This window comes from Microbacterium meiriae (genome assembly GCF_040685015.1).
GTDB lineage: Bacteria > Actinomycetota > Actinomycetes > Actinomycetales > Microbacteriaceae > Microbacterium > Microbacterium meiriae.
Window position 1 is genome coordinate 1,621,785 of the sequence record NZ_JBFBHD010000002.1, and the last position, 22,333, is coordinate 1,644,117.

Sequence of the window (22,333 nt, forward strand, 5' to 3'; positions counted from 1 at the left end):
TCGATGCGCTGACAGACTGGGCGCATGGCTCTCCTCGATCACCTGGGCATCACCGTCGCCGACCTCGAACGCGGACGGGCGCAGTTCCATCCCGTGCTCACCGCTCTCGGCTACGAACTCGGCGGCGAGGACGATCACTCGATCTCCTGGCACACCGGCGACGAGACCGAGATCATCCTCTACACCTGGGACGACGACTCCACGCCCCACCGGCACGGCCGCGTCGGCTGGCAGCACATGGCTTTCGCGGTGCCGTCGCGCGCCGAGGTCGACAGGCTCCACGATCTCGCGCTCGAATCCGGCTGGACCGCCGTGCGGGACCCGAAGGAATATCCGCGGTACAGCGAGCGGTACTACGCCTCCTTCGTCGAGGACGCCGACGGCATCCGGCTCGAGTTCATGTACAACCCGCCGAGGGACGCTTGACGCCCGGGCGTGTCGCCGCCTAGGGTGGCAAGGCTGTGCCGACCGGCGCCGCACACCAGCCGAGGAGACGACGGATGACCGCCCCGCGGAATCTCCACCCGATCACGGCATTGCCGCTTCCGCAGAAGCGCAATGACCGCGACGAGTCGTACCCTCCGGCGCGCGCCGTGTGACAGCATCCGCTCTCGCAACGCCCCGCACCGTCAGGTCCGGGGCGTTTTCCGTCGGAAGACTCCCCTGACCTGTGGGCTGGACATCACCACAAGGAAAGGAATCATGGAGAGGCTCTCCGCACGGCTGCTGTCGTGGGCGTCCCTGATCGATGAGAAGACCCTCGATCAGGCGCGCACCACCTCACGCATGCCGTTCATCCACCCGCACCTGGCGCTGATGCCGGATGCGCACCTCGGCAAGGGGGCGACCGTCGGGTCGGTCATCCCGACGCTCGGCGCGATCATCCCCGCCGCCGTCGGCGTCGACATCGGCTGCGGCATGATCGCCGTCCGCACGCCGTTCACGAAGGACGACCTCGACGGGCGCGACCTCGCCGCGCTCCGGGAGCAGATCGAGCGCGCGGTCCCGCTGTCCGCCGGGCGCTACAACAACAAGGTCGTGGGGACGGCCGCTCCTCGCGTGGTCGAGCTGGAGGAGCGGGCCACCGCGGCCGAGTTCGACCCCGAGGGCTACGCGAAGAACTGGCGGCTCCAGCTCGGCACCCTCGGGTCGGGAAACCACTTCATCGAGGTGTCGGCGGATGAACTCGACCGGGTCTGGCTGTTCCTGCATTCCGGTTCCCGCGGCGTGGGCAACAGGATCGCCGGGCACCACATCGCCGTCGCACAGCGTCTGGCGAAGCAATGGTGGATCGACCTCCCCGACCCCGACCTGGCCTACCTCGTCGAGGGCGCGCCGGAGTTCACCCGCTACATCCGGGAGCTCAGGTGGGCGCAGCACTTCGCGCTGCTGAACCGCGAGGAGATGATGGACCGCGTCATCCGGCAGCTCTCCGAGTTCCTCGGCACCCCGGTCGAGGAGGAGGAGCGGATCAACTGCCACCACAACTTCACGGAGTCGGAGATGCACTTCGGGAAGCGCGTCTGGGTGTCCCGGAAGGGCGCGATCCAGGCGGATGCGGGTCGGCCCGGACTCATCCCCGGGTCGATGGGCACGGCGTCCTACGTGGTGGAAGGGCTCGGCGACCCGCTGTCGCTGAACTCGTCACCGCACGGCGCCGGGCGCGAGTACTCGCGGTCCGCGGCCCGGAAGACGTTCACGCATGCGCAGCTGCGCGAGGCGATGGCCGGCATCGAGTTCCGCGACACCGACGCCTTCATCGACGAGATCCCGCAGGCGTACAAGCCCATCGATCGCGTGATGGCGGATGCGGCGAGCCTGGTGCGGATCCGGCACACGCTGCGGCAGCTCGTCAACGTGAAGGGCGACTGACCGAGGGCCGGGTGAGAGGGATCCTCGCCCGGCCCTTCCTCCCCAATCCGCGCGATTCCCGGTATCTCCACAGAGCGCGGGTCGCCGAGCGTGGCGTCCGCCAGGATGCTGGCAGGCTGAAGGATCCGGTGCCACGATGAGGGGATGGAAACCATGGACGGTGCACAGGTCTGGACCATGATCGGCGCGTTCACGGCGCTGATGATGGGCATGCTCACGGTCGTCTCGACGCTGTTCATCCGCGTCCTGCGCAGCGAGATCGGCGGCCTGCGCAACGAGATGAACGGTCAGCTCGGCGGCCTGCGCAACGAGATGACCGCGCGCTTCGACGCGGTCAACACCCGGTTCGACGCGGTCGGCACCCGCATCGACGGCGTCAACGCCCGTATCGACGGACTCGATCGTGATGTGCAGGCGCTCGTGAAGCGCACCTTCGGACTGGATCGGGAGTGAGGATCGACGCATGAGGATCGTCGTCGCAGGAGGAACCGGCGTCGTCGGCACGCCCACGGTGGCGGCCGTCCGGAGCGCGGGTCATGAGGCCGTCGTGCTCAGTCGTTCGCACGGCGTCGACCTGGTCAGCGGGCGCGGGCTGGAGGCGGCGCTGACCGGGGCCGACGCCGTGATCGACGTCGTGAGCGTCGAGACGCTGAAGGCGAGCACGGCGATCGAGTTCTTCACGGCCGCCACCGGGAACCTCCTCGCCGCCGCCGCGGACGCCGGCGTGGGACACGTCGTCCTGCTCTCCATCGTCGGCATCGACCGGATCCCCTACGACTACTACGCGGGCAAGGTGGCCCAGGAGAAGCTGGTCTCCGCGTCCGCCGTCCCCTCGACGATCCTCCGAGCCACGCAGTTCCACGAGTTCGCCGCGCAGATGTTCGCGCGCGCGAAGGCGGGTCCGCTGCATCTCGCCCCGCGTGCGCGCACGCAGCCGGTGGCGGCCCGAGAGGTCGCGGAACGGCTCGTCGCGCTCGCGACCGGGAACGCGCGGGGCCGAGTGCCCGACCTCGCCGGCCCCCGCGAAGAGCAGCTCGCCGACATGGTGCGGGCGTACGCGCGACGTATCGGGTACCGCGGCTGGATCCCGGCGCTGAACGTGCCAGGTCCGCAGATGGCGGGGATGCGCGCGGGGAAGGCGCTGCCGGGACCAGACGCGATTCGCGGGACGCAGACGTTCGCGGAATGGCTTGCCGAAGCGGTCCCGGCGCGCGCAGACTGAGGAGGGGCGGGGGTCTTTCCAGCAGTCGAGCGACCAGGAGCAGCACGCATGGCGAACCTCAATCCCTACCTGTCCTTCCGCACCGAGGCCCGCGAGGCCATGGAGTTCTACCGGGGAGTCCTCGGCGGAGACCTCGACATCACGGTCTTCGGCGACTTCCCCGACATGGTGCAGGATCCGAGCCAGAAGGATCTCGTGATGCATGCGCAGCTCACGACCCCCGACGGTCTCGTGCTCATGGCCTCGGATACTCCGGAGGGCATGACCTACGAGAGACCGCAGGGCATCTCCGTCTCGCTGAGCGGCAATACACAGGAGGTCACCCGACAGGTGTGGGACCGGCTCTCCGAGGGCGCCACGATCACGATGCCGCTCGACGTGCCGCCGTGGGGTGGGACGTTCGGCATGCTCGTCGACCGCTTCGGGATCGCCTGGATGCTGCACGGCGACCCGGAGTGACCGCCGGGCTCAGCGCGGCAGCACGGCGCGACACGCGAGGTGCAACGCCAGCCGCGCCTCGGGGTCGCTCATGTCGATCCCGAGGAGCTCCTGCACCCGCCGGATCCGCACGGCGACCGTGTTGCGATGCAGCCCGAGAGCGGCCGCCGTGGCCGCGATGCCTGACTCATGGTCGAGGTACGCCGACAGCGTCGTGAGCAACTCGCCGTTCCCCTCCCCCAGGGGTGCCAGCAGCGACTGCGCGGCCGGGACGAAGGTGTCATTCCCGGTCCAGGCGAGCAGGAGCTGTTCGAGCCCGAGGCTGTCGACGCGGACGAACCATCCGGTCGCCGACCGGGCGGCGGCGATCCGTGCGGCGTCGCCGGCCTCGTCGAGGGTCGCCGCCAGTCCTTCCGGCCCGGTCTGCGCCGAGCCCACCCCGGTCGCCACCGCGAAGTCGCGCAGGGCCGCGAGGTGGAGGTCGCGCAGCGCCGCCACGGCCCGCTCGATGCGGTCGGGACCGGGGGCTTCGGCGAAGGAGAGCCAACCGCTGAGGCCTCGACCGGCGGTGGTCGCGTGCGCCTCGGCGTCGATCGCGCTGAGCCCCGGCCTGATCGCACGAAGGAGCGCGAGCGGCTCCACCCGGCTGCGCGCCACCATGCGGAACCCGAGGTGATGCCCACCGGTGCGCCACCCCCGCTCCGCCATGCGCCGTTCGACATCGGCATCGGCGGCTCCGCGGAGCTCGACGAAGTCCCGCAGCAGCCCGGACGACGCGGCGACGTCGTTGACGGCCGCGATCTCGTCGATGAGGATGCGGGCGGCCACCGCGGGCATTGCGACCTCCGCGGCCACCAGGAGCGACTGCAGCTGCGCCTCTCCGAAGCCGTCGCCGAACAGGACCAGGCGCAGACCGGACCGGCCGGGGCTGTCCACGCGCACCGAGGCGGCCGCGCCCTCCCCCGCCCTGGCGCCATCGCTCCACGAGTCGAAGCGGATCGCCGCGTGCAGGTCGGCACCCAGATGTCCTCCGGCCTGACGCAGCACTCCCGCGGCGTCGACGAGGGCGACGCCGAGCCCGAGGTTCGCCGCGAGGTGTCCGAGCAGGTCGCCGAGGTCGTCGGCCGCGTATTCGAAGGACTGCGCGACCTTGCGCACCCGTGTGAGCGTGAGGGCGTCTCTCGCCTCGATGAGCATCCAACAGGCGCGGGCGAGCTGCACCGGTCTCTCCACGTCGAGCAGGGCGAGACCGATCCGGTCCGCGAGGCGGAGCGCCCCGGGATCGACACCGGCGGCGCCGGGGAGCGCGAGTCCGGTGAACCCGCGGTCACGGACCCGGCGCAGCATCGCGTCCTGCTGCCAGGTGGCGAGCGGTGCCCCCGCCGTGAGGATGGCGAGCCGGGCGGTCCCTTCGTCCGGCAGGTCGGACTCCGCAGCCTCCACCACGACCGCGTCCCACCCGACGTCGCGCGGGCCGGCGACATGGCGGAGGACGCCGTTCTCCTCCTGCGCCAGAAGGGCCCCCAGGGCGAGCGCGCCGTTCACGCGGCGTCCAGATCGACGAGCCCGTAGGCGGAAGGCACGACCCGGGCCCGCCGCTCAGGGCGGGCGTTCCACCACTCCGGCGCGGGAAGGGCGACGGCCGCCACCGTGCGCCCGGGGGCGAGTTCGGTGACCTCGAGGATTTCCCGGGACACGGCATCCAGGAGCACGATGATCTCGGGGGCCGCGGCGACGAGCAGGCCGTCGGTGAGCACCGCCAGCGTCTCGGAACGGGTGACGATCCGATGCACCGCTCCGCCGAGTCCGGCGATCTCGACCGCGTTCACGTGCGGATCGGTGCCGGAGGACGCACCGGCCACGATGCGACCCTCGGCGAGCAGCGTCCCGCCGAGCACGTCGGCCAGGACCGGCAGCGGCGCCGACCGGTGCGCCAGGAAGCTGCGACCGAGGGCGAGCGCGCGGGCGAGGTGGTCGGCGATGGCGTGCTCCCGCAGGTCGCCGACCGTGAAGCCGGCGAGCACGGCGCAGCCGACACCCCCGGCCTGGATGATGGCCGATCGCACGACACGCTCCGCATCGATGGCCCTCGTCGCCTCTACCAGCGCCACCCCGTCGGCGCCGGTCTCGCACGCGAAGACCAGTCCCGGCACGCGGTCGACGAACAGGGACATCTGATCGAGTCCCGGCACCGCACGCCCCGTGCAGTCGGCGTCCACCACGGTGTGCGATCCGGCCAGGGTGAGCGGCGCGAGGCCGTTCATGCCGCCGCCCTCGAGGGAGCACACGGCCGGGACGGGGTGCCCGAGCCACCGCTCCACCGCCCGCAGCAGAGGGGCGAAGGGCGCGGCGCCGGGCATCCGCTCGCCGAGCAGCATCGTCGACCCGACGAAGGCCACGCCGAGACAGGGCGTGCCGGGATCGAGCGCATCCACGGGCGAGACCTCGAGGGGCCATCCCGCGGTGGTGTCGAGGATGAGTTCGAGCATCGTCGTGGAACCGCCGCCGCCGGAGCCGAGCAGGGCATACCCGCGGGCGAGCGCCTCCAGGTCGTCCCGCTCCAGCCTCATGGGATCCAGCCTAGGACGCGGCCATCCCCTCGACGGGAGCGAACTCCTCGGTCAGGCCGAAGGCCGACGGCCCGAAGGCGGCCAGCGCCTCGGGGGTGCGCATCATCGCCGGCGTCGAGATGCCGAGCACCCGGACGCGCTGACCGTACCGGAGGCCCTCCGTGGTGATGGGCTCGGCCGTCTCGTGGTCGACGACGCAGATGAGATCGGGGACGATCGCGACGAGCCGTCCAGCCCGCCGCGCGGTGAGGTTCTCGTTCTGGAACGCGATCTCGAACGTGTCGTCCTCCGCGGCACCGAGCGGAGCGATGACCGCCCGCCCCTTCGCGAAACCCTCGGTGGTCCGTCGTTCGACGTCCATCACCTTCCCGACGCAGAGCTCGCGCACATGCGGGTAGAGCGTGGTCGCGAGCGTCGCGGCGATGGCCTCGAACGGCGAGCGGTGCTCCTCCCGGGCGAGGCGGATCGCCCGACCCAGCGCGAGGGCCATCGAGATGGTCCGCGGCACCGCTGTGCGTCGCACGTCGGCGCCGCTCATGGCGTACTCGGCGATGTGACCGACGCCACCCAGCCGGATGGTGATGCCCCGGGCGAGCCACTCCATCTGGCGGTCGTCGTCCCCGGTGTCGATGACGACCCGCTCCCCGCGCTCTCCGGCGAGGGCGAGCGGCGAGCCGTGGACGCCGTACACCGCGAAGGTCTCCATGGACAGCTCGGGGAAGGCGCGTCCCATGCCGTCCGCGTCGACGACCGGCAGTCCGGTCTCCGCGGCGACGATGAGCGGGATCATCGAGTTGATCCCGCCGCATTCGATGGGCATGGTCGCATCGGCCCGACGTCCGAGGTGGTCCTCCAGGGTGCGCAGCGCGAGGGTGGGCTCGGTGCCGGCGGGGATCTTCTCGACCATCACGGTCGGCGCCCCCATCTGCGCGGTCGGGATCACGAAGAGGTCATCGGCGAGGTCGTCCGGATCGAGGATCGTGATGGTCCCGTCGCCGAGCACCCGCTCCACCAGCATCTTGCCGATGTAGGGGTCGCCCCCGCCGCCGGTGCCGAGCAGCGTCGCACCGCGGGCGAGGTCGGGCAGGTCCGCCGCCGTCAGCTCCCAGCTCATGCGGCGGCCCCTGCCGCGGCGTCTCCGGCGGAGACCGTGCCGTCGAAGCGATGCGCCGGGATGTCGTAGCCGAAATATCCCGGGCCGACCATCGCGAGAGCCGCATCCGAGTGCCAGCGCTCGTCGGCCGGAGCGGCGATCACGCGGACGCGCTGTCCGTAGCGCAGCCCCTCGGTCGTGACGGGCTCCCCCGACTCGCCGTCGAGGACCATGATGAGGTCCGGAGTGGTCGCCAGCACCCGTCCGTCCGCTTCGGCGACGAGGTGCTCGTTCTGGAACTGCAGCGTCAGCGAGGTGCCGCCGTCTCCATCGATCCGTGCCCTGCCGCGCGCGAAGCCGGTGGTCGTGGCCCGGTTCACGTCGGCCACCTTGCCGCCGAACAGCTCGCGACCGCCGAGGAGCTCGACGACAGCGGCGACCGGGTCGGTCTTCGCCTCGCGGGCCTCCGCGATCCGCTGACCGATGTCGATGCACCGGGACAGCGATCCCGCCACCAGCGACTGACGTGCGGCGGCACCCGACATCGAGAAGCCGGAGATCATGACGGAGCAGCCCATCTCGACGCACGCGACACGGGCGATGCGCTCGGTCCAGGAGTTGTCGGCGGTCTGCAGCACGCCCGTGTTCCCCTTCTCGTCGCTGAAGGCGAGCGGCGAGGCCGTCACGCCGTAGAGCGTCGGGAGCACCATCTGCAGTTCGGGGAACGCGCGCCCCATGCCGTCCGCATCGACGAGCGCAAGCCCGAGCGCGGCGGCGGCGGCGATCGGGATCGTCGAGTTCACCCCGCCCACCTCGGCACAGGCGATGTGCGTGACCGGGCGGCCGAGGTGGATGCCGAGCGCCTTGACCGGCTCGATGACCTCCGCGAGGCTCGGCAGCTTCTCGACCATGACGGTGGGCGCGCCCATCATCGCGACGAACAGCACCAGGGCGTCGTCCGGCACCTCGTCGAGCGCCACGACCGTGACGTCTCCGGAGGCGAGGGCCTGGCGGGCGAGGAGGGCGCCGATGTACGGGTCGCCACCCCCGCCGGTGCCGAGCACGGCCGCGCCGCGGGCGAGGCCGTCGATGTCGGCCGCGGTGATCGTCGTGCTCATGTCAGGCCCCCATGTCGAGGTCGCCGACCGCCTTCACGCGGATGCGCGTGGCGTTGCCGGGAAGATACGGGATGGGGACCTCGTCGAAGTCGATGATCGTCACGGTCGCGGGCTTGGCACCGGCCGCGATGGCCTTGTCGACGGCCTCCGCGCGCACCTCGGCGATGGTCTCATCGCGACGGCCGGGCTCGATCGCGTAGACCTTGTCGATCTCGCCACCGACCTGCGCGATCGAGGCGCCGATGGCGTTGGCGACCGCATAGTTCTCCGGCCGATGCACGGTGCCGAACAGGGGCAGCTCGTCGGGCAGCAGGATGGACCCGCCACCGACCGCCACGACCGCGATGGGTTCGGGCGACGTGCGCATGCGGTCCACCGCCTCCGCCACCCGCTCCGCGATCCGGGCGAGCACCCGCTCCACGAAAGCGGGGTCCAGGTGCGCGACCTTGGCGGGGTCTCCCACCTGCGCGCGACCGGCGGCGACCGCGATGTCGGTGGCCGTGAGGGTCGAGCCGCCGAAGACCAGCGCCTCCGTCGTCAGCGTGTAGCCGACCGAGGCCGGGCCGACCTCGGCGGTCTCCTCGTCGACGATGCTGCCGCCACCGATGCCGAGGGAGAGCACGTCCGGCATCCGGAAGTTCGTGCGGATGCCGGCGACCTTCACCTCGTTCGCCGTCTCCCGCGGGAAGCCGTTGATGAGCAGGCCGATGTCGGCGGTGGTGCCGCCCACGTCGATGACGGCGCAGTCGACGAGTCCGCTCGTGGCCGCGGCTCCACGCATCGAGTTCGTCGGTCCGGACGCGAACGTGGCGACCGGGTACCGGCGCACGTAGTCCTCGTCCATCAGCGTGCCGTCGTTCTGGCTGAGGAAGATCGGCGCCTCGATGCCCTGCGCGCGGACCGCCGAGGTCAACCCGTCGACGATCTCCGACGCGAGCTCCCGGAGGGCGGCGTTGATGATCGTCGCGTTCTCGCGCTCCAGAAGCCCGATGCGGCCGATCTCGTGCGAGAGCGAGATGGCGGCGTCCTCCCCCAGCACCGAGGCGACGATCTCGGCCGCCTGCACTTCGAGGTCGTGGTTGACCGGGCTGAACACCGACGAGATGGCGACGGACCGGATGCCGTGCGCCTTCATGTCCTCGGCGTGCGCGCGGATCTCATCGGGGTCGAGCGGCGAGATCGGACGGCCGTCGAACTCGTAGCCGCCGTGCGCCAGGTAGCTGCGCGCCCGGGTGGCGGCGACGAGCACCTCCGGCCAGTCGATCAACGGGGGCAGTGCGCGCGTCGCGGGCAGGCCGAGCCGGAGCGCCGCCACCGGGGCGAGCCGGCTCGCCTGCACGAGCGCGTTGATGAAGTGCGTCGTGCCGATCATCACCGCATCGATGTCGGCGCCCTCGAAGGCGTGCCCCGCACGGAGGTCTTCGATGGCCTGGACGATCCCGCTCGTCACGTCCGGGGTCGTGGAGTGCTTCACCCCGGCCAGGGTGCGGGTGCCGTCCATGAGGACGGCGTCGGTGTTGGTGCCGCCGACGTCGATGCCGATGTGCATGGTGCTCGCTTTCGTGGAGGTGGTTCTTTTCCGGCGCGTCTGCTCAGACCGCGGCGGGGGTGCTGTCGACGGGGCTCGCCTGCCGGGTGGTCGCGACGCCGACGCCGCGCACCCAGCCGAGCTTGCCGGCGACGATGTAGAGCACCATCGACAGGAAGAGGCTGAGCAGCGACGGGATGCCCCAGGTCACGAAGTAGCCGACCAGCGAGGAGACCAGCCAGACGACGATCGTGGCCGGGACGATCCTCGGGGCGGTGGCGGGCAGGGTCCCCGCGGCACGGGTCGCGTCGAGCTCGGGACGCCAGCGGCGCACCACGTAGTACTCGGCGACCATGATCCCGGCGATCGGCGGGAACGCGACGCTGAGCACGACGAGGAACTCGGTGAACTGACCGAGGATGCCGACGGCGGCCAGCACCGAGCCGACCACTCCGAGGACGATCGTAGTGGTGACACGGTGGAGGTTCTTGCCGAAGGCCGTGGAGATGAAGTTCACCAGGCCGAGAGTGGAGGAGTACAGGTTCCAGTCGTTGATCTTCAGCGTGCCGGTGAGGACGATGAACAGACCGATGAAGCCGACGGACGAGGTCACGATCGCGACGATGTCGCCGGTCGCCGCCGCGTGGGCGAGGAGGACGCCCGCGAGTCCGATCACGAATTCGCCCAGGGAGACGCCGAGCACCGTCTGCTTGACGACGTCGGCCCGCGAGCGGTTGAACCGGGTCATGTCGCCGGTGATGATGGCGCCGACGATGAGGCCCCCGGCGACGATGCCGGTTCCCGCCCAGACGCTCATGGTCGGGCCGGGCGCCGGGCCGGTGAGCAGTTCGCCGATGTCGTGGCGGGTGAGCTCGGAGATGACGGACCAGCCCACGAGGATCAGGAACAGCGGCACCGTGATGTTGGCGAGCCACTGCATGCCGACGAAGCCGAAGGCGACGATCGCGGTGACGGCGAGGCCGAAGATGAGGCTCCAGGCCCAGACGGGCAGCGCGCCGGGCATCAGCGCGTCGAGCGACTGCGCGGAGATCGCGGACTGGATGCCGAACCAGCCGATGAGGCTGATGCCGATCGCGAGGCCGACGAGCGAGGCGCCGATCTCGCCGAAGCCGGTCCAGCGGGCGAGGAGCGCCGTGTTCAAACCCTCGCGCTGGCCGATGAAGCCGACGACGCACATGATCACTTCGAGGATGAGCGAGCCGAAGAGGAAGGCGAGGACGGCCTCGCCGAAGGTCATGCTGTAACCGAGGGTCGCGCCGAGGAGGAACTGCGAGAGGGCCGAGACCTGCCCGAATCGCTGAACGGCGATTCCGAACCAGGGTTTGCGGGCCTCGGGAGTCACTCGGGAGAGCGCGAAGTCGTCTGCGTGCGCCGTGCGTGCCATGGGAGTCCTTCGGGAGGAGGGAACGGGTTGTCCGCCACGGTACTCACGCCGCCACCTTTCCCGACATGTGCACTCCGCCCTGATCTGCCTTCCTCCTGTGCATACTGCCCACCCCCTCCTCTTTTCGCCGAGACCCCGGCTTCACGTCGAAACCCCCTGTCTCCGGCGTCGGGGACAGGGGGTTTCGGCGCGAAAGCGGGGTCTTGCGGATCAGTGCAGAGCGTTCGCCTCGATGAAGGCGCGGAGAGAGTCCTCGTCGTCGGGCATCTCGGTCACGTGCTGAGCGGCGTCGAGCATGGCGCGGAGCTCGGGGGCGTACGCCAGCTCGACCCCGATGGCCTCGTGGATGGTCTCGGCGAACTTCTCCGGCTTGGCCGTCTCCAGCACGAGCATCGGCACTCCGGGCTCCACATACTCCCGCGCGACCTTCACCCCGTCGGCGGTGTGCGGGTCGATCACCTCGCCGGAGGTCTCGTAGACGTCCCGGATCGTCGCGAGCCGGTCCTCGTGCGTCGAGGTGCCGCTCACGATGCCGAACTCCTCGGTGAAGCGCGCCTGCTCGGCCGAGAAGTCGAAGAAGCCCTGCGCCTCCAGGTCGTCCCAGGCGCCGACGACGCGCGCGGGGTCGCGGTCCACGAGCTCGAAGATGAACCGCTCGAGGTTCGACGCCTTCGAGATGTCCATCGACGGGCTCGAGGTCGCCAGTGTCTGCGCGGCGCTACGCGGGCGGTACACCCCCGTGCGGAAGAACTCGTCGAGCACGTTGTTCTCGTTCGCGGCCAGGACGAGCCGCCGGATCGGCAGTCCCATCTGCTTCGCGAAGAACCCGGAGAGGATGTTGCCGAAGTTCCCCGAGGGGACGGTGAACGACACCTCGGTCCAGCCGCCGGCGTCGGTCGCGCGCAGCCATGCCCAGAAGTAGTAGACGGTCTGCGCGGTGATGCGGGCGAGGTTGATCGAGTTCACGGCCCCCAGGTGCTGGGCGCGCTTGAAGTCGAGGTCGCCGGCGAGCTTCTTCACGAGGTTCTGGCAGTCGTCGAAGACGCCCTCCACCGCGATGTTGTGCACGTTCGCGTCGTCGAGCGAGAACATCTGCGCCCGCTGGAACGCGCTCATCCGGCCCTGCGGCGAGAGCATGAACACCGCGACGCGCTCCTTGCCGCGCAGCGCGTGCTCCGCAGCCGAGCCGGTGTCGCCCGAGGTCGCGCCGAGGATGTTGAGGACTGCGCCCTGGCGCTCGAGCGTGTACTCCAGCACCTGCCCGAGGAACTGCATGGCCATGTCCTTGAACGCCAGCGTCGGGCCTTCGGAGAGGCCGACCAGCGTGAGGTCGTCGTCCACGCGACGAAGCGGGACCACGCCGTCCGGGAAGTCCGCGTACGCCGCCGCCGTCATCCGCGCGAGGTCCTCTCGCGGGATGTCGGTCGCGAAGAGGCCGAGGACCTCGGTCGCGAGCTGCGGATAGGTCAGCGCCCGCCAGCGCTCGAGCGTCTCGCCGTCGACCTCCGGCATGACATCGGGAACGGCCAGACCGCCGTCGGGCGCCAGGCCCTCCAGCAGCGTCTCGCTGAACGACTGCGGCTGCATGCCGCCGCGGGTGGAGATGAACGGCACGTGTGCTCCTCGGCTCGGGACTCGGCGCCTCCATTCTCGCAGGCCGTGGCCACCGAAACGGACGCGTGACGACGGTCAGATCCAGCCGCGCTCCTCGGCGACGAGCACGGCCTGCTGACGGGTGCTCACCGAGAGCTTCCCGAGGATGACGGAGATGTGGTTGCGCACCGTCCCCGGCGCCAGCGCCAGCGCCCGCGCGATCTGTCCCGTGGTCTCCCCTCGGCGCCCGGCGCGGAGCACGTCCAGTTCGCGGTCCGTGAGCGGCGAGCGCTCGTCGCTCAGCGCATCCGCGGCGATCTCCGGATCGACGTACCGGGCGCCGGCCGCGACGCGGCGGATGATCGCGGCGAGCTCGTCCGCGCCCCGCGACTTGGGCACGAAACCCGAGACGCCGGAGGCGAGCGCCCGCCGGAGCACCCCTGGACGCGCGTGCCGGGTGACGACGATGCAGCGGGTGGGGATCGTGCGGTTGAGTCTCTCGGCGACCTGCACGCCGTCGAGCCCCGGCATCTCCAGATCGAGCAGGCACACGTCGGGTTCGAGCCGGGTGGCGGCGGCGACGGCCTCCTCGCCGTCCGCGCACTCCGCGACGACGTCGATGTCATCCTCGAGGCGCAGCAGAGCGGCGAGCGCGGAGCGGATCATCCCCTCGTCGTCGGCGAGCAGCACCCGGATCATCGGACGATCTCCGCCTGCGCTGGCACGGTGACCGTCACGACGAACTCGTCGGCGTCCCTCCGCTGCTCGTACGTGCCGCCCGCCTCGCCGATCCGCCGGCGGACGCCGTCGAGCCCGGAGCCGCCCGCCCCGTCCTCGGACGCGGGGTCCGCGTCGTTGGCGACCTCGTACCGCCAGGCATCCCTCGTCCGGTCGAGGATCAGGCGCGCGTGACCACCGCGTCCGTGCCGCAGGACGTTCGTGGTCGTCTCCCGGATCACGGGGCCGAGGTCGGCCGCGGGCGCCGCGTCCGCATCCGGGTGGATCCGCGCATCCACCGTCAGCCCTGCCGCCACGAGCAGGTCTCGGGCGTTCGCCAGCTCGTCGCCGAGGGGCACCGAGCGGAACCGCGTGGCGAGGTCTCTGGTGCCCTGCCGCGCGTCGTCCACGCTCGCCCGGGCCGCACGGAGCTGCTCCATCCCCGCCTGCGGATCGGTCGGGAGGAGGCGCTCGGCCAGTTCGAGCTGCAGGGCGATCACCTGGAGGTGATGCCCCTGGAGGTCGTGCACGTCGGTCGCCACGCGCAGGCGCTCCTGCGTCGCCGCCAGTCGCGCCTCGGACGCGCGCGCCCGATCGAGGGCCATGAGCACGTCCCACCACCACAGCGAGCTCACGGTCATCCCGGGGAGCATGACTCCGTAGAGCACCGGCACCCACACCGGGACGCCGGAGCCGAAGGTCGTGGTCGAGTCGAGCAGCGCGAGAGCGACGAGCACGACCGTCGCCGCCACGGCCACCCGCACCCGGATCCCGCGGGGCCAGCTCACCAGCACGAAGACCTGCACCACCGGCATCGCGGCGAGCTGCCAACTGCCGACGAGAGCCCCCGCCGCGCCGCCGTAGATCAGGGCGACGAGGGTCGGCACGGCCAGGCGAGCCCAGCCCACCCCGGGGCCGGATTCGACGCGATGGCGGTAGTCGGCCAGCAGCAGGACGGTCGACGCCGCCCAGAGCACGCCCCCGACTCCCACGACGAGCAGCGCGACGCCCGAGCGATCCAGTGCCACGGCGATGCCCAGCCAGGCGGCCACCAGCATGAGCTCGATGAAGATCACCCCGCCGACCGTGTACCACCAGGTGGCGGTGATGCCCCGCGCGAGCTGGCGGGCACCGGGGCCGGGATCGGAGAGGGCGGGGGAAGGACTGCTCACGCTCCCCACGATAGAGGCGTGACACATGTCACGGGATCCGGTGCGAACCGCATGGAGAGCGGTGACGCGGCGGCACTGCCGCGCCGGGGCCGCTTCGACTGGACTGGGGTCATCGCGACGGAGAGACCGTCCGCACCGACACCCGGAGCTTCCCCCATGAACCTCATCGAGACCTTCCAGAACCTCGTCGCCCAGGTCCCCGACCTCGTCCAGCCGCTCATCGTCGCCCTCGCCGGTGCGGTGCCGTTCGTCGAGGGCGAGGGCGCCGCGAGCATCGGCATCCTCGGCGGCATCCCGCCCGTGGTCGCGGCCGTCGCGGCGATGGTCGGCAACTTCCTCTGCGTCGCGATCCTGGTGCTCGCCAGCGCGGGCGCCCGTCGGGCCATCGTGGACCGCTCGCGGGCGAAGCAGCCGGTGACGGTGGGCGGCGGGATGAGCCTGGAGGCCGACGGCGTCCCGGCGGAGACCGGACGCGGGTCCGCCCGCCGGGAGAAGTTCCAGCGCGCGTTCGAGCGCTACGGCGTCCCCGGGGTGAGCCTGCTGGGACCGCTGCTGCTGCCGACCCATTTCACCGCCACCATGCTGGCCGCGTCCGGCATCGGCAAGGGACGCATCCTCGTCTGGCAGGCCGTCGCGATCATCGGCTGGACGACCGTCATCGCGGTGATCGTCGGCAGCGCCGTCTACGCCATCCGCTGATCGACGGCGATGTCGGACGCCCGGGGCAGGATGAGCGCATGATCACGCTGCTGTCCGCCCCCAGCAACCTCGGCCTGCGCCCACCGGAGCCCGGCAGCGTGCCCGGCTCCGCGAAGGCCCCCGAGGCGTTCCGCGAAGCGGGGCTGTTCCGGCGCTTCACCGATCGGGGAGCGACTGACGGCGGCATCGTGCTGGCCGGGCGCTACGTGGACGACGACGCGACCCGGCCCGCCGACCGGGTGCGCAACGAGGCCGCTTTCGTCGACCACTCCCGCCGGCTGGCGTCACGTATCGGCGAGGCCCTCGATAATGGTCGGGCGCCGCTCGTGATCGGCGGCGACTGCGGCATCCTCGTCGCCGCCGGGATCGCGGTGAAGCGCCGCGGCGGGGCCGGCCTGGTGCACATCGACGGACACACCGACTTCCGCCACCCGGGCAACAGCGACGAGTGCGCGAGCGTGGCGGGCGAAGCGCTGGCGGCCGCCGTCGGCGCGCACTGGCCGGCCATCGCCGACATCGAGGGGCTCGCGCCGTACTTCTCTACCGCTGGCACGGCCCACATCGGGCACCGTGATGATGACGAGGAGCAGGCGGAGGTCCGCAGCCTCCTCGCACGTGTCACACCTGCGGCCGATGTGCGGGCGCGAGGAGCGGATGCGGTCGCCGCCGAGACGGCGGCGTCCGCGGGCGGTCGCTACTGGCTGCAACTCGACGTCGATGTGCTGGACCCGTCGGTGATGCCCGCCGTCGACAGCCCTGACCCCGGCGGTCTCGACGCGGCGGAGCTCACCGCTCTCCTGCGCGCCCTCGCCCCGCGGGCGATCGGAGCCAGCATCACCGTTTTCGATCCCGACCTCGATCCGGATGGCCGCTACGCGCGGCTCCTCACCGAGGTCCTCCACGACGGACTGCGCGAGCTGGGCAGCGGGGCGCGCGACTGACGCACCCCGCCACCCGGTCGTGCATCAGTCCTCGGCGCCTCGTCCCGCTGCCGGATCGGTCTGCATCGAGACCCGCACCCGTGCGATGCGGCGGCGATCGATCTCGACCACCTGGATCGTCGCACCCGGGACCTCGACGGTGTCGCCGACCACGGCGAGCCGTCCGAGCTGCTCCGTGACGAATCCGGCGATGGTGTCGGAGGAACCGCGCGGCATCGCGAGCCCCGTCGCCTCCTCGAAGTCCTGCAGGTTGAGGCGCCCGTCCAGCCCGTCGTCGGCGGAGAGGAACACCTCGGCGTCGTACTCGTCGAAGATCTCACCGACGACCTCCTCCACGAGGTCCTCCAGCGTGACCAGACCGTCGGTGCCACCGTACTCGTCCACGACGACCGCGATGTGGTGTCCCTCCGCCCGCATGCGGGTCAGAGTCGGCAGCACGCCTGCCGTGGACGGGATGTAGGGGATGTCGCGGACGAGCCCCTGCAGCGGGCGCTCCGGGTCGTCCGCCGCCGCCTCGAAGAGGTCACGTACGTGCACGAAGCCGGTGATGTCGTCGATCGACGTCTGCGACACCGGGTACCGGGAGTAGGGCAGCTCGCGCACCTGCTCCACCGCCGCCCCGACCGTGGCAGCCTCGTCCAGCGCCACGACCTCCGGTCGCGGGCGCATGACCTCGCTCACCTGGCGCCCACGCAGCGAGAGCACGTCGTCGAGGATGCGGCGCTCGTCGTCGGGGAGGCCCTGGTGGGTCGCCACGATATCGCGCACCTCCTCATCGGTGAGCTCGTCGCTCGTCTTGTGCGGGTCGCCGCCGAGCACGCGGACGAGGGCGTTCGTCGAGACCGACAGCAGCCAGATCACCGGACGCATGACGGTCGCGAAGCCGTTCAGCGCCGGCGCCACCGCATACGCGAACTGCGCGTTGCGCTGGATCGCGAGCCGCTTCGGCACGAGCTCGCCGAGCACGAGCGACAGGTACGCGATGATGAGCGTCAGCACGATCGTGGCGAGGGTCATCGCGAGCGGAGGTGCGACGCCCCAGCCCTCCAGCAGCGGCGCGACGGACGGCGCGATCGAGGTCGCCCCATAGGCGGCGGACGCGAAGCCCGCCACGGTCACGCCGATCTGCACCGCCGAGAGGAAGGTGTTGGGGTTGCGGGCCAAAGCGGCGACCTTCGCCCCGCGACGGCCACGAGCGGCGATCGCGTTGAGCTGGCTCTCACGGAGCGTGACCAGCGCCATCTCCGTCGCAGCGAAGACACCACCGATCAGCACGAAGAGCAGGACGAGGGCGATGTTCCAGAGCAGATCGCCCATCAGCCGGCGACCTCCTCGGTGGCGGGGTGAGCACCCGGGATGAACCGGGTGCTCGTACTGTCAGAGTCCGAAGAGTCAGAACAGCGCTGCGCGCTCAAGAGTGCTCCTTGTCGATGGTGGGGGTGGAATCGGTCGGGGAAGAGAGGGTGTTGTGGTGCCGGCGCGTCTTCATCAGGCTCGCGACGGTGGCGACCGCGATCGTGGCGGCGATGAACAGCAGCGAGAACCAGATCGGGATCTCGGGCGCCCACAGCATCGGCTCGCCGCCGTTGATGAACGGCACCTCGTTGACGTGCAGGGCATGCAGCACGAGCTTCACACCGATGAACGCGAGGATGACGGCGAGGCCCTGAGCCAGGTAGACCAGGCGCTCGAGCAGGCCGCCGATGAGGAAGTACAGCTGACGCAGGCCCATCAGAGCGAACGCGTTCGCGGTGAACACGATGTACGCCTCATCGGTGAGGCCGTAGATGGCGGGGATCGAGTCGACGGCGAAGACGAGGTCGATGAAACCGATCGCGATGATCGTCAGCAGCATCGGCGTGACGTAGCGCTTGCCCTTCTGGACGACCGTGAGCTTGTCGCCGTTGTACTCCTCGCTGACGGGGAGGTGGCGGCGGACGAAGGTCATGAAGCGACCGTTCGCAGGGTTGCTCTCGTGGCTGCTGAAGGCCTGGCGGTACGCGAGGAAGAGCAGCAGCGCGCCGAAGACGTAGAAGATCCAGGAGAAGTTCTCGATGAGGGTAGCGCCGACCGCGATGAAGATGCCGCGGAGGATCAGCGCGATCACGATGCCGATCATCAGCACCTTCTGCTGATAGATCTTCGGCACCGCGAAGCCCGTCATCACGATGAGGAACACGAAGAGGTTGTCGATCGACAGCGCCTTCTCGGTGAGGTAGCCGGCGAAGTACTCGCCGCCGTACGTCCAGCCGGACACCATGCCGATGCCCACGCCGAAGAGCAGCGCGAGGCTGATGTAGAAGATCGACCAGCGTGCGGACTCGCCGATGCTCGGCTCGTGCGGCTTGCGGACGTGCGCGAAGAACTCGTACACGAAGAACGCGATGGTGACCGCGATCGTGATGACCCAGATCAAGGGGGTGATTTCCAACGGGTACTCCAGACTCGGGCGTGACGGAACAGCGCCAAAGTCTTCCCCATCCCGCCGAGCGGGACCGGTGGGCCGGGATGCAGACGCATCCGTAATGACGACCCGACCGTGTCGGAGTACTCCCCTTGGATAATCCAGGGTACGAGACGGTGCCCGCGGGATTCTGTGGATCTGCCGAGAGCGCCCCTAGACTGGACGCGGCGACCGCCGGAGCGTGACGACCTCCGGCCTCCGGGCAGGCGGTCCCCGCGCGTCCGGCGTACCGACGAGAGGCCGGCTTCTCACCGGCGAAGGTGTGGTGGCACCGCGATCTGGCCCCCGCCCACACCTCCAGGGCTCCCACAACCTGGAGGAGAAATGAGATCACCCGACCCCGCCCGCACGCTCGCCGCGGAGCTCGCCGAGGCCGTCCCCGACCACCGCGTCACGCTGCTCGGCCATGTCCACCGCCGGAGGGAGCTCGCCACCGTCGCGTTCCTGATCATCCGCGACCGTTCCGGACTCGCACAGGTCGTCGTCCGCCCCGCGCAGGCTCCGGCCGGCGGGCTCCCTCCGGAGGAGACGGTCGTCCGCGTGACGGGGACCGTCGCCGCGAACCCGCAGGCCCCGGGCGGCGTCGAGATCGTCGACCCGCAGATCGAGAGCCTGTCGGAGCCGGCCGCACCGCCGGCCGTGGAACTGTGGCGTCCGACACTCGAAACGAGTCTGCCGACGCTGCTCGACCACGCCGCGGTGACCTGGCGCCATCCGGCACGCCGCGCGACCTGGCAGATCGCCGCGGCGAGCGTGCGCGCGTTCCGCCGGGTGCTCGACGCCGCGGACTTCACCGAGGTGCAGACCCCGAAGATCGTCGACACCGTGACGGAGTCGGGAGCGAACGTGTTCCCGGTCGACTACTTCGGCAGGACCGGATATCTCGCGCAGAGTCCGCAGTTCTACAAGCAGCAGCTGGTGGGGGTGTTCGAGCGCGTCTATGAGGTGGGTCCCGTCTTCCGCGCCGAGCCGCACGACACCGTGCGGCACCTCTCGGAGTACGTGTCGCTGGACGTCGAGTTCGGGTTCATCCGCGACCACCGCGACGTCCTGCGCCTCCTCGGCCACGTGCTGCGCGGCATGCTCGACGGCATCCGTACCGACGCCGCGGAGGAACTCGCGCTGCTCGACGTGACGCTCCCCGTCATCCCCGAGGACATCCCCGTCGTGCACTTCCGGGATGCGCTGCGCCGGGTCGGTGCTCCGGCCGACGAGCCCGACCTCTCCCCCGCACACGAGCGGACGCTCGGGGCGTGGGCGAAGGAGGAGTTCGGCAGCGACGTGCTGGCCGTCGAGGGATACCCGATGCGCAAGCGCCCGTTCTACACGCATCCGCAGCCCGACGACACGGAGGGGAGCAACAGCTTCGACCTCCTGTTCCGCGGTCTGGAGCTCGTGACCGGCGGACAGCGGCTGCATCGGCACAGCGAGGTCATCGCGGCGATCGAAGCTCGGGGCGAGTCGCCCTCGGCGTACGCCGGCTACCTCGAGGCGTTCGCGCACGGGATGCCTCCGCACGGCGGCTTCGCGATCGGACTGGAGCGCTGGGTCGGCCGACTGGTCGAGGCGACCAACGTGCGTGAGGTGACGCTGTTCCCGCGCGACGTCCATCGCCTCACGCCGTAGCCCCGGGACGCGACGAGGGCGACCGCGGTGTGCGGTCGCCCTCGTTCGTCAGCGGCGGATCAGTCCGTGATCTCGGCCAGCCCCGATTGCTCGGCCCGATCGATGATCGCGGGGAGCGTCTCGTCGAAGAAGCTCACCAGCACGGCCCGGGTCTTGACCGCGTCCCGTTCGGACGTCGCCTCGCGGATCGCGCCGACGAACTCCTCGACGGCGGACCAGTCCACGGCGTCCTTCGCATGCTGGGTGAAGCGACGGATCTGCGGCCCGAGGCGCTCGATGGAGTTGGCGCGCGTGGCGTTGCCCTCGATCCGGGCGAAGCCCGTCGCCGCGCTGCGGAGCGCCGCCCCGAACGCGATGATGTCCCGCTCCTGCACCGACGCCGCCATGTCGTCGGCCAGCTCGACGAGGTAGGCCACATCGTCGTCCTGGATGACCGGCATGACGTGACGGACCGAGCCGATCCAGATGTCGCCGAACAGGTCGACCGCGTTCCGCACGCGCTCCAGATCGATCGGGGCCACGCGGGTGTACCGGTTCCGCTGCATCTCGACGAGGCCGTTGTCGGCCAGGCGGTCAAGGGCGTGACGGATCGGCGTCTTCGAGGTGCCGAGGCGTTCGGCGAGCTCGTAATCGCGCAGGCGCTCGCCGGGCTGGAGTTCGCCGCTGATGATCGCATCCTGCAGGCGCACGAAAGCCTCGTCGCTCATCGACCGGCGTTCGAGGGGGCCGCCAGAGAGTGTCACACTGCCTCCAGTGGGGGTCATGGAGAGTGAAGTTCTACGTCTCAAGCAATATATCTCAAATGCGCGGGCGGCCCGCTCCGACGTCAGGCGGAGGGTGCGACCCGCACGAGCATCTTCCCCGTGTTGGCTCCGCGCATCATGTCGAGGAACGCGTCGACCGTGTTCTCGATGCCGTCGACGATGGTCTCGTCGTACGCGATCCGCCCTTCTGCGAACCAGCGGGTCATCTTCTCGCTGAACTCCGGCGACAGGTGCAGGTAGTTCGCGAGGGTGAATCCCTGGAGACGGAGACCGCGCGTGATGATGTTCGCCATGTTGTCGGGGCCGGGCACCGGCTCGGTGGTGTTGTAGCTCGTGATGGCGCCGCACAGCGCGATCCGACCGCCGTCGTTCATCACGTCGAGCGCGGCTTCGAGGTGGTCGCCGCCGACGTTGTCGAAGAACACGTCCACGCCCTCGGGCGCGAGGGCGGCGAGCTGCTCGCGCACCGGGCCGTCCTTGTAGTTGAACGCCGCGTCGTAGCCGTACTTCTCGGTCAGCAGGGCGACCTTCTCGGGCGAGCCCGCCGAGCCGATCACGCGGCCCGCGCCGAGGAGCTTGGCGATCTGACCGACAGCCGTGCCGACGGCACCGGCGGCGCCGGAGACGAAGACGGTGTCGCCCGGGGCGAGTCCGGCGATCGCGGTGAGCCCGACGTACGCGGTGAGGCCGGTCATGCCGAGGATGTGCAGGCGCAGCGACAGCGGCATGCCGGGCACCTCGGGCACGGCCCGGAAGGTCGACGCGTCCGCCTGCACGACATCGCTCCAGCCGTGCTGGTGCAGCACAACGGTGCCGACGGGGAGGTCGTCCGCCGCAGAGGCGACGACCCGGCCGATGGCGCCACCGGCGATGACTTCGTCGAGGGCGTAGGGGGCGACGTAGCTGCGGACGTCGTTCATCCGCCCGCGCATATAGGGGTCGACGGAGACGAACTCGTTCGCCACGCGCACCTCCCCCGGCGCCGGATCGCTCAGCTCCACCTCGACGGTGCGGAAGTCGTCGTGGGTCGGCCACCCCTCGGGGCGGCGGGCGAGCTGGATCTGCGTGCTGATGGCGTGGGACATTTCTCTCCTTCGTGAGGATCTAGGGG

At 70.6% G+C, this 22,333-nt stretch carries 21 protein-coding genes; 8 read left to right on the forward strand and 13 right to left on the reverse strand.

The genetic code is table 11. The features are described from left to right. Positions 1-24 precede the first annotated feature (24 nt). The 5 genes from AB0N68_RS16265 (at position 25) to AB0N68_RS16285 (ending at position 3,553) form a co-directional block, all read left to right on the forward strand. Positions 25-426, forward strand: a complete 402-nt coding sequence (locus AB0N68_RS16265) for a VOC family protein (protein WP_259953464.1) — start codon at positions 25-27, stop codon at positions 424-426. Positions 427-702: 276 nt separating this feature from the next. Further along, entirely contained in the window at positions 703-1,872 is a 1,170-nt protein-coding gene (locus tag AB0N68_RS16270) for an RtcB family protein (protein ID WP_280567546.1), read from the forward strand. Positions 1,873-2,016: 144 nt separating this feature from the next. Beyond that, positions 2,017-2,325 carry a hypothetical protein gene (locus AB0N68_RS16275; RefSeq protein ID WP_187663289.1) on the forward strand — a complete coding sequence of 103 codons (309 nt, stop codon included), beginning with the start codon at positions 2,017-2,019 and terminating at the stop codon, positions 2,323-2,325. A gap of 10 nt (positions 2,326-2,335) precedes the next feature. Further along, entirely contained in the window at positions 2,336-3,094 is a 759-nt protein-coding gene (locus tag AB0N68_RS16280) for an SDR family oxidoreductase (protein ID WP_280567541.1), read from the forward strand. Positions 3,095-3,142: 48 nt separating this feature from the next. Then, on the forward strand, positions 3,143-3,553 hold the full coding sequence (locus tag AB0N68_RS16285) for a VOC family protein (protein WP_187663287.1): 411 nt from the start codon (positions 3,143-3,145) through the stop codon (positions 3,551-3,553). 9 nt (positions 3,554-3,562) lie between these two features. On the opposite strand, the gene AB0N68_RS16290 is transcribed toward AB0N68_RS16285, so the two are convergent. The 9 genes from AB0N68_RS16290 to AB0N68_RS16330 form a co-directional block, all read right to left on the reverse strand. Next, positions 3,563-5,077 (reverse strand): helix-turn-helix domain-containing protein, encoded by a 1,515-nt coding sequence (locus AB0N68_RS16290; RefSeq protein WP_268777255.1) that lies wholly within the window; start codon positions 5,075-5,077, stop codon positions 3,563-3,565. Beyond that, positions 5,074-6,102, reverse strand: a complete 1,029-nt coding sequence (locus tag AB0N68_RS16295; RefSeq protein ID WP_280567535.1) for an S-methyl thiohydantoin desulfurase domain-containing protein — start codon at positions 6,100-6,102, stop codon at positions 5,074-5,076. Before AB0N68_RS16295 ends, AB0N68_RS16290 begins: the two co-directional genes overlap by 4 nt. Positions 6,103-6,112: 10 nt before the next feature. Then, positions 6,113-7,216: an S-methyl thiohydantoin desulfurase family protein gene (locus AB0N68_RS16300; RefSeq protein ID WP_280567531.1), complete on the reverse strand. Its 1,104-nt coding sequence runs from the start codon at positions 7,214-7,216 to the stop codon at positions 6,113-6,115. Further along, positions 7,213-8,313, reverse strand: coding sequence for an S-methyl thiohydantoin desulfurase family protein (locus AB0N68_RS16305; protein WP_280567528.1), 1,101 nt, complete (start codon positions 8,311-8,313; stop codon positions 7,213-7,215). Before AB0N68_RS16305 ends, AB0N68_RS16300 begins: the two co-directional genes overlap by 4 nt. A 1-nt stretch (position 8,314) precedes the next feature. After that, positions 8,315-9,862 (reverse strand): hydantoinase/oxoprolinase N-terminal domain-containing protein, encoded by a 1,548-nt coding sequence (locus tag AB0N68_RS16310; protein WP_259953472.1) that lies wholly within the window; start codon positions 9,860-9,862, stop codon positions 8,315-8,317. A 43-nt stretch (positions 9,863-9,905) separates the two neighbouring features. Next, positions 9,906-11,246 carry a purine-cytosine permease family protein gene (locus AB0N68_RS16315; RefSeq protein ID WP_259953473.1) on the reverse strand — a complete coding sequence of 447 codons (1,341 nt, stop codon included), beginning with the start codon at positions 11,244-11,246 and terminating at the stop codon, positions 9,906-9,908. Positions 11,247-11,456: 210 nt separating this feature from the next. Then, positions 11,457-12,860, reverse strand: coding sequence for a threonine synthase (gene thrC, locus AB0N68_RS16320; protein ID WP_187663280.1), 1,404 nt, complete (start codon positions 12,858-12,860; stop codon positions 11,457-11,459). A gap of 75 nt (positions 12,861-12,935) precedes the next feature. Next, positions 12,936-13,538: a response regulator transcription factor gene (locus AB0N68_RS16325; protein ID WP_187663279.1), complete on the reverse strand. Its 603-nt coding sequence runs from the start codon at positions 13,536-13,538 to the stop codon at positions 12,936-12,938. After that, the gene (locus AB0N68_RS16330) at positions 13,535-14,728 is read right to left on the reverse strand and encodes a sensor histidine kinase (RefSeq protein WP_280567521.1); all 1,194 of its coding nucleotides are present in this window, start codon (positions 14,726-14,728) and stop codon (positions 13,535-13,537) included. The genes AB0N68_RS16325 and AB0N68_RS16330 overlap by 4 nt, the downstream gene beginning before the upstream one ends. 156 nt (positions 14,729-14,884) lie before the next feature. Here AB0N68_RS16330 and AB0N68_RS16335 point away from each other — a divergent pair, with 156 nt between their 5' ends. Further along, on the forward strand, positions 14,885-15,427 hold the full coding sequence (locus AB0N68_RS16335; protein ID WP_259953476.1) for a small multidrug efflux protein: 543 nt from the start codon (positions 14,885-14,887) through the stop codon (positions 15,425-15,427). A 38-nt stretch (positions 15,428-15,465) separates the two neighbouring features. Beyond that, positions 15,466-16,368 (forward strand): arginase family protein, encoded by a 903-nt coding sequence (locus AB0N68_RS16340; RefSeq protein WP_259953478.1) that lies wholly within the window; start codon positions 15,466-15,468, stop codon positions 16,366-16,368. A 24-nt stretch (positions 16,369-16,392) separates the two neighbouring features. On the opposite strand, the gene AB0N68_RS16345 is transcribed toward AB0N68_RS16340, so the two are convergent. Continuing rightward, positions 16,393-17,685: a hemolysin family protein gene (locus AB0N68_RS16345; protein WP_268777266.1), complete on the reverse strand. Its 1,293-nt coding sequence runs from the start codon at positions 17,683-17,685 to the stop codon at positions 16,393-16,395. A gap of 94 nt (positions 17,686-17,779) precedes the next feature. Continuing rightward, positions 17,780-18,799, reverse strand: coding sequence for a TerC family protein (locus AB0N68_RS16350; RefSeq protein ID WP_187663274.1), 1,020 nt, complete (start codon positions 18,797-18,799; stop codon positions 17,780-17,782). Between the two features lie 357 nt (positions 18,800-19,156). Here AB0N68_RS16350 and aspS point away from each other — a divergent pair, with 357 nt between their 5' ends. Continuing rightward, positions 19,157-20,458 carry an aspartate--tRNA(Asn) ligase gene (aspS, locus tag AB0N68_RS16355; protein ID WP_280567516.1) on the forward strand — a complete coding sequence of 434 codons (1,302 nt, stop codon included), beginning with the start codon at positions 19,157-19,159 and terminating at the stop codon, positions 20,456-20,458. A gap of 59 nt (positions 20,459-20,517) precedes the next feature. Here aspS and AB0N68_RS16360 read toward each other — a convergent pair whose 3' ends face one another. Both AB0N68_RS16360 and AB0N68_RS16365 read right to left on the reverse strand, forming a co-directional pair. After that, positions 20,518-21,165 (reverse strand): GntR family transcriptional regulator, encoded by a 648-nt coding sequence (locus AB0N68_RS16360; protein WP_280567513.1) that lies wholly within the window; start codon positions 21,163-21,165, stop codon positions 20,518-20,520. 119 nt (positions 21,166-21,284) lie between these two features. After that, a complete protein-coding gene (locus tag AB0N68_RS16365) occupies positions 21,285-22,307 on the reverse strand; it encodes an NADP-dependent oxidoreductase (protein ID WP_259953484.1) in 1,023 nt (340 codons plus the stop codon). Positions 22,308-22,333 lie beyond the last annotated feature (26 nt).

Excerpts from the sequence above, each read along its gene's own strand:
- AB0N68_RS16265 (WP_259953464.1), top strand. The coding sequence starts at position 25 with ATGGCTCTCCTCGATCACCTGGGCATCACCGTCGCCGACCTCGAACGC.
- AB0N68_RS16270 (WP_280567546.1), top strand. The coding sequence starts at position 703 with ATGGAGAGGCTCTCCGCACGGCTGCTGTCGTGGGCGTCCCTGATCGAT.
- AB0N68_RS16275 (WP_187663289.1), top strand. The coding sequence starts at position 2,017 with ATGGAAACCATGGACGGTGCACAGGTCTGGACCATGATCGGCGCGTTC.
- AB0N68_RS16280 (WP_280567541.1), top strand. The coding sequence starts at position 2,336 with ATGAGGATCGTCGTCGCAGGAGGAACCGGCGTCGTCGGCACGCCCACG.
- AB0N68_RS16285 (WP_187663287.1), top strand. The coding sequence starts at position 3,143 with ATGGCGAACCTCAATCCCTACCTGTCCTTCCGCACCGAGGCCCGCGAG.
- AB0N68_RS16295 (WP_280567535.1), bottom strand. The coding sequence starts at position 6,102 with ATGAGGCTGGAGCGGGACGACCTGGAGGCGCTCGCCCGCGGGTATGCC.
- AB0N68_RS16300 (WP_280567531.1), bottom strand. The coding sequence starts at position 7,216 with ATGAGCTGGGAGCTGACGGCGGCGGACCTGCCCGACCTCGCCCGCGGT.
- AB0N68_RS16305 (WP_280567528.1), bottom strand. The coding sequence starts at position 8,313 with ATGAGCACGACGATCACCGCGGCCGACATCGACGGCCTCGCCCGCGGC.
- AB0N68_RS16310 (WP_259953472.1), bottom strand. The coding sequence starts at position 9,862 with ATGCACATCGGCATCGACGTCGGCGGCACCAACACCGACGCCGTCCTC.
- AB0N68_RS16315 (WP_259953473.1), bottom strand. The coding sequence starts at position 11,246 with ATGGCACGCACGGCGCACGCAGACGACTTCGCGCTCTCCCGAGTGACT.
- AB0N68_RS16325 (WP_187663279.1), bottom strand. The coding sequence starts at position 13,538 with ATGATCCGGGTGCTGCTCGCCGACGACGAGGGGATGATCCGCTCCGCG.
- AB0N68_RS16335 (WP_259953476.1), top strand. The coding sequence starts at position 14,885 with ATGAACCTCATCGAGACCTTCCAGAACCTCGTCGCCCAGGTCCCCGAC.
- AB0N68_RS16340 (WP_259953478.1), top strand. The coding sequence starts at position 15,466 with ATGATCACGCTGCTGTCCGCCCCCAGCAACCTCGGCCTGCGCCCACCG.
- AB0N68_RS16345 (WP_268777266.1), bottom strand. The coding sequence starts at position 17,685 with ATGGGCGATCTGCTCTGGAACATCGCCCTCGTCCTGCTCTTCGTGCTG.
- aspS (WP_280567516.1), top strand. The coding sequence starts at position 19,157 with ATGAGATCACCCGACCCCGCCCGCACGCTCGCCGCGGAGCTCGCCGAG.
- AB0N68_RS16360 (WP_280567513.1), bottom strand. The coding sequence starts at position 21,165 with ATGAGCGACGAGGCTTTCGTGCGCCTGCAGGATGCGATCATCAGCGGC.
- AB0N68_RS16365 (WP_259953484.1), bottom strand. The coding sequence starts at position 22,307 with ATGTCCCACGCCATCAGCACGCAGATCCAGCTCGCCCGCCGCCCCGAG.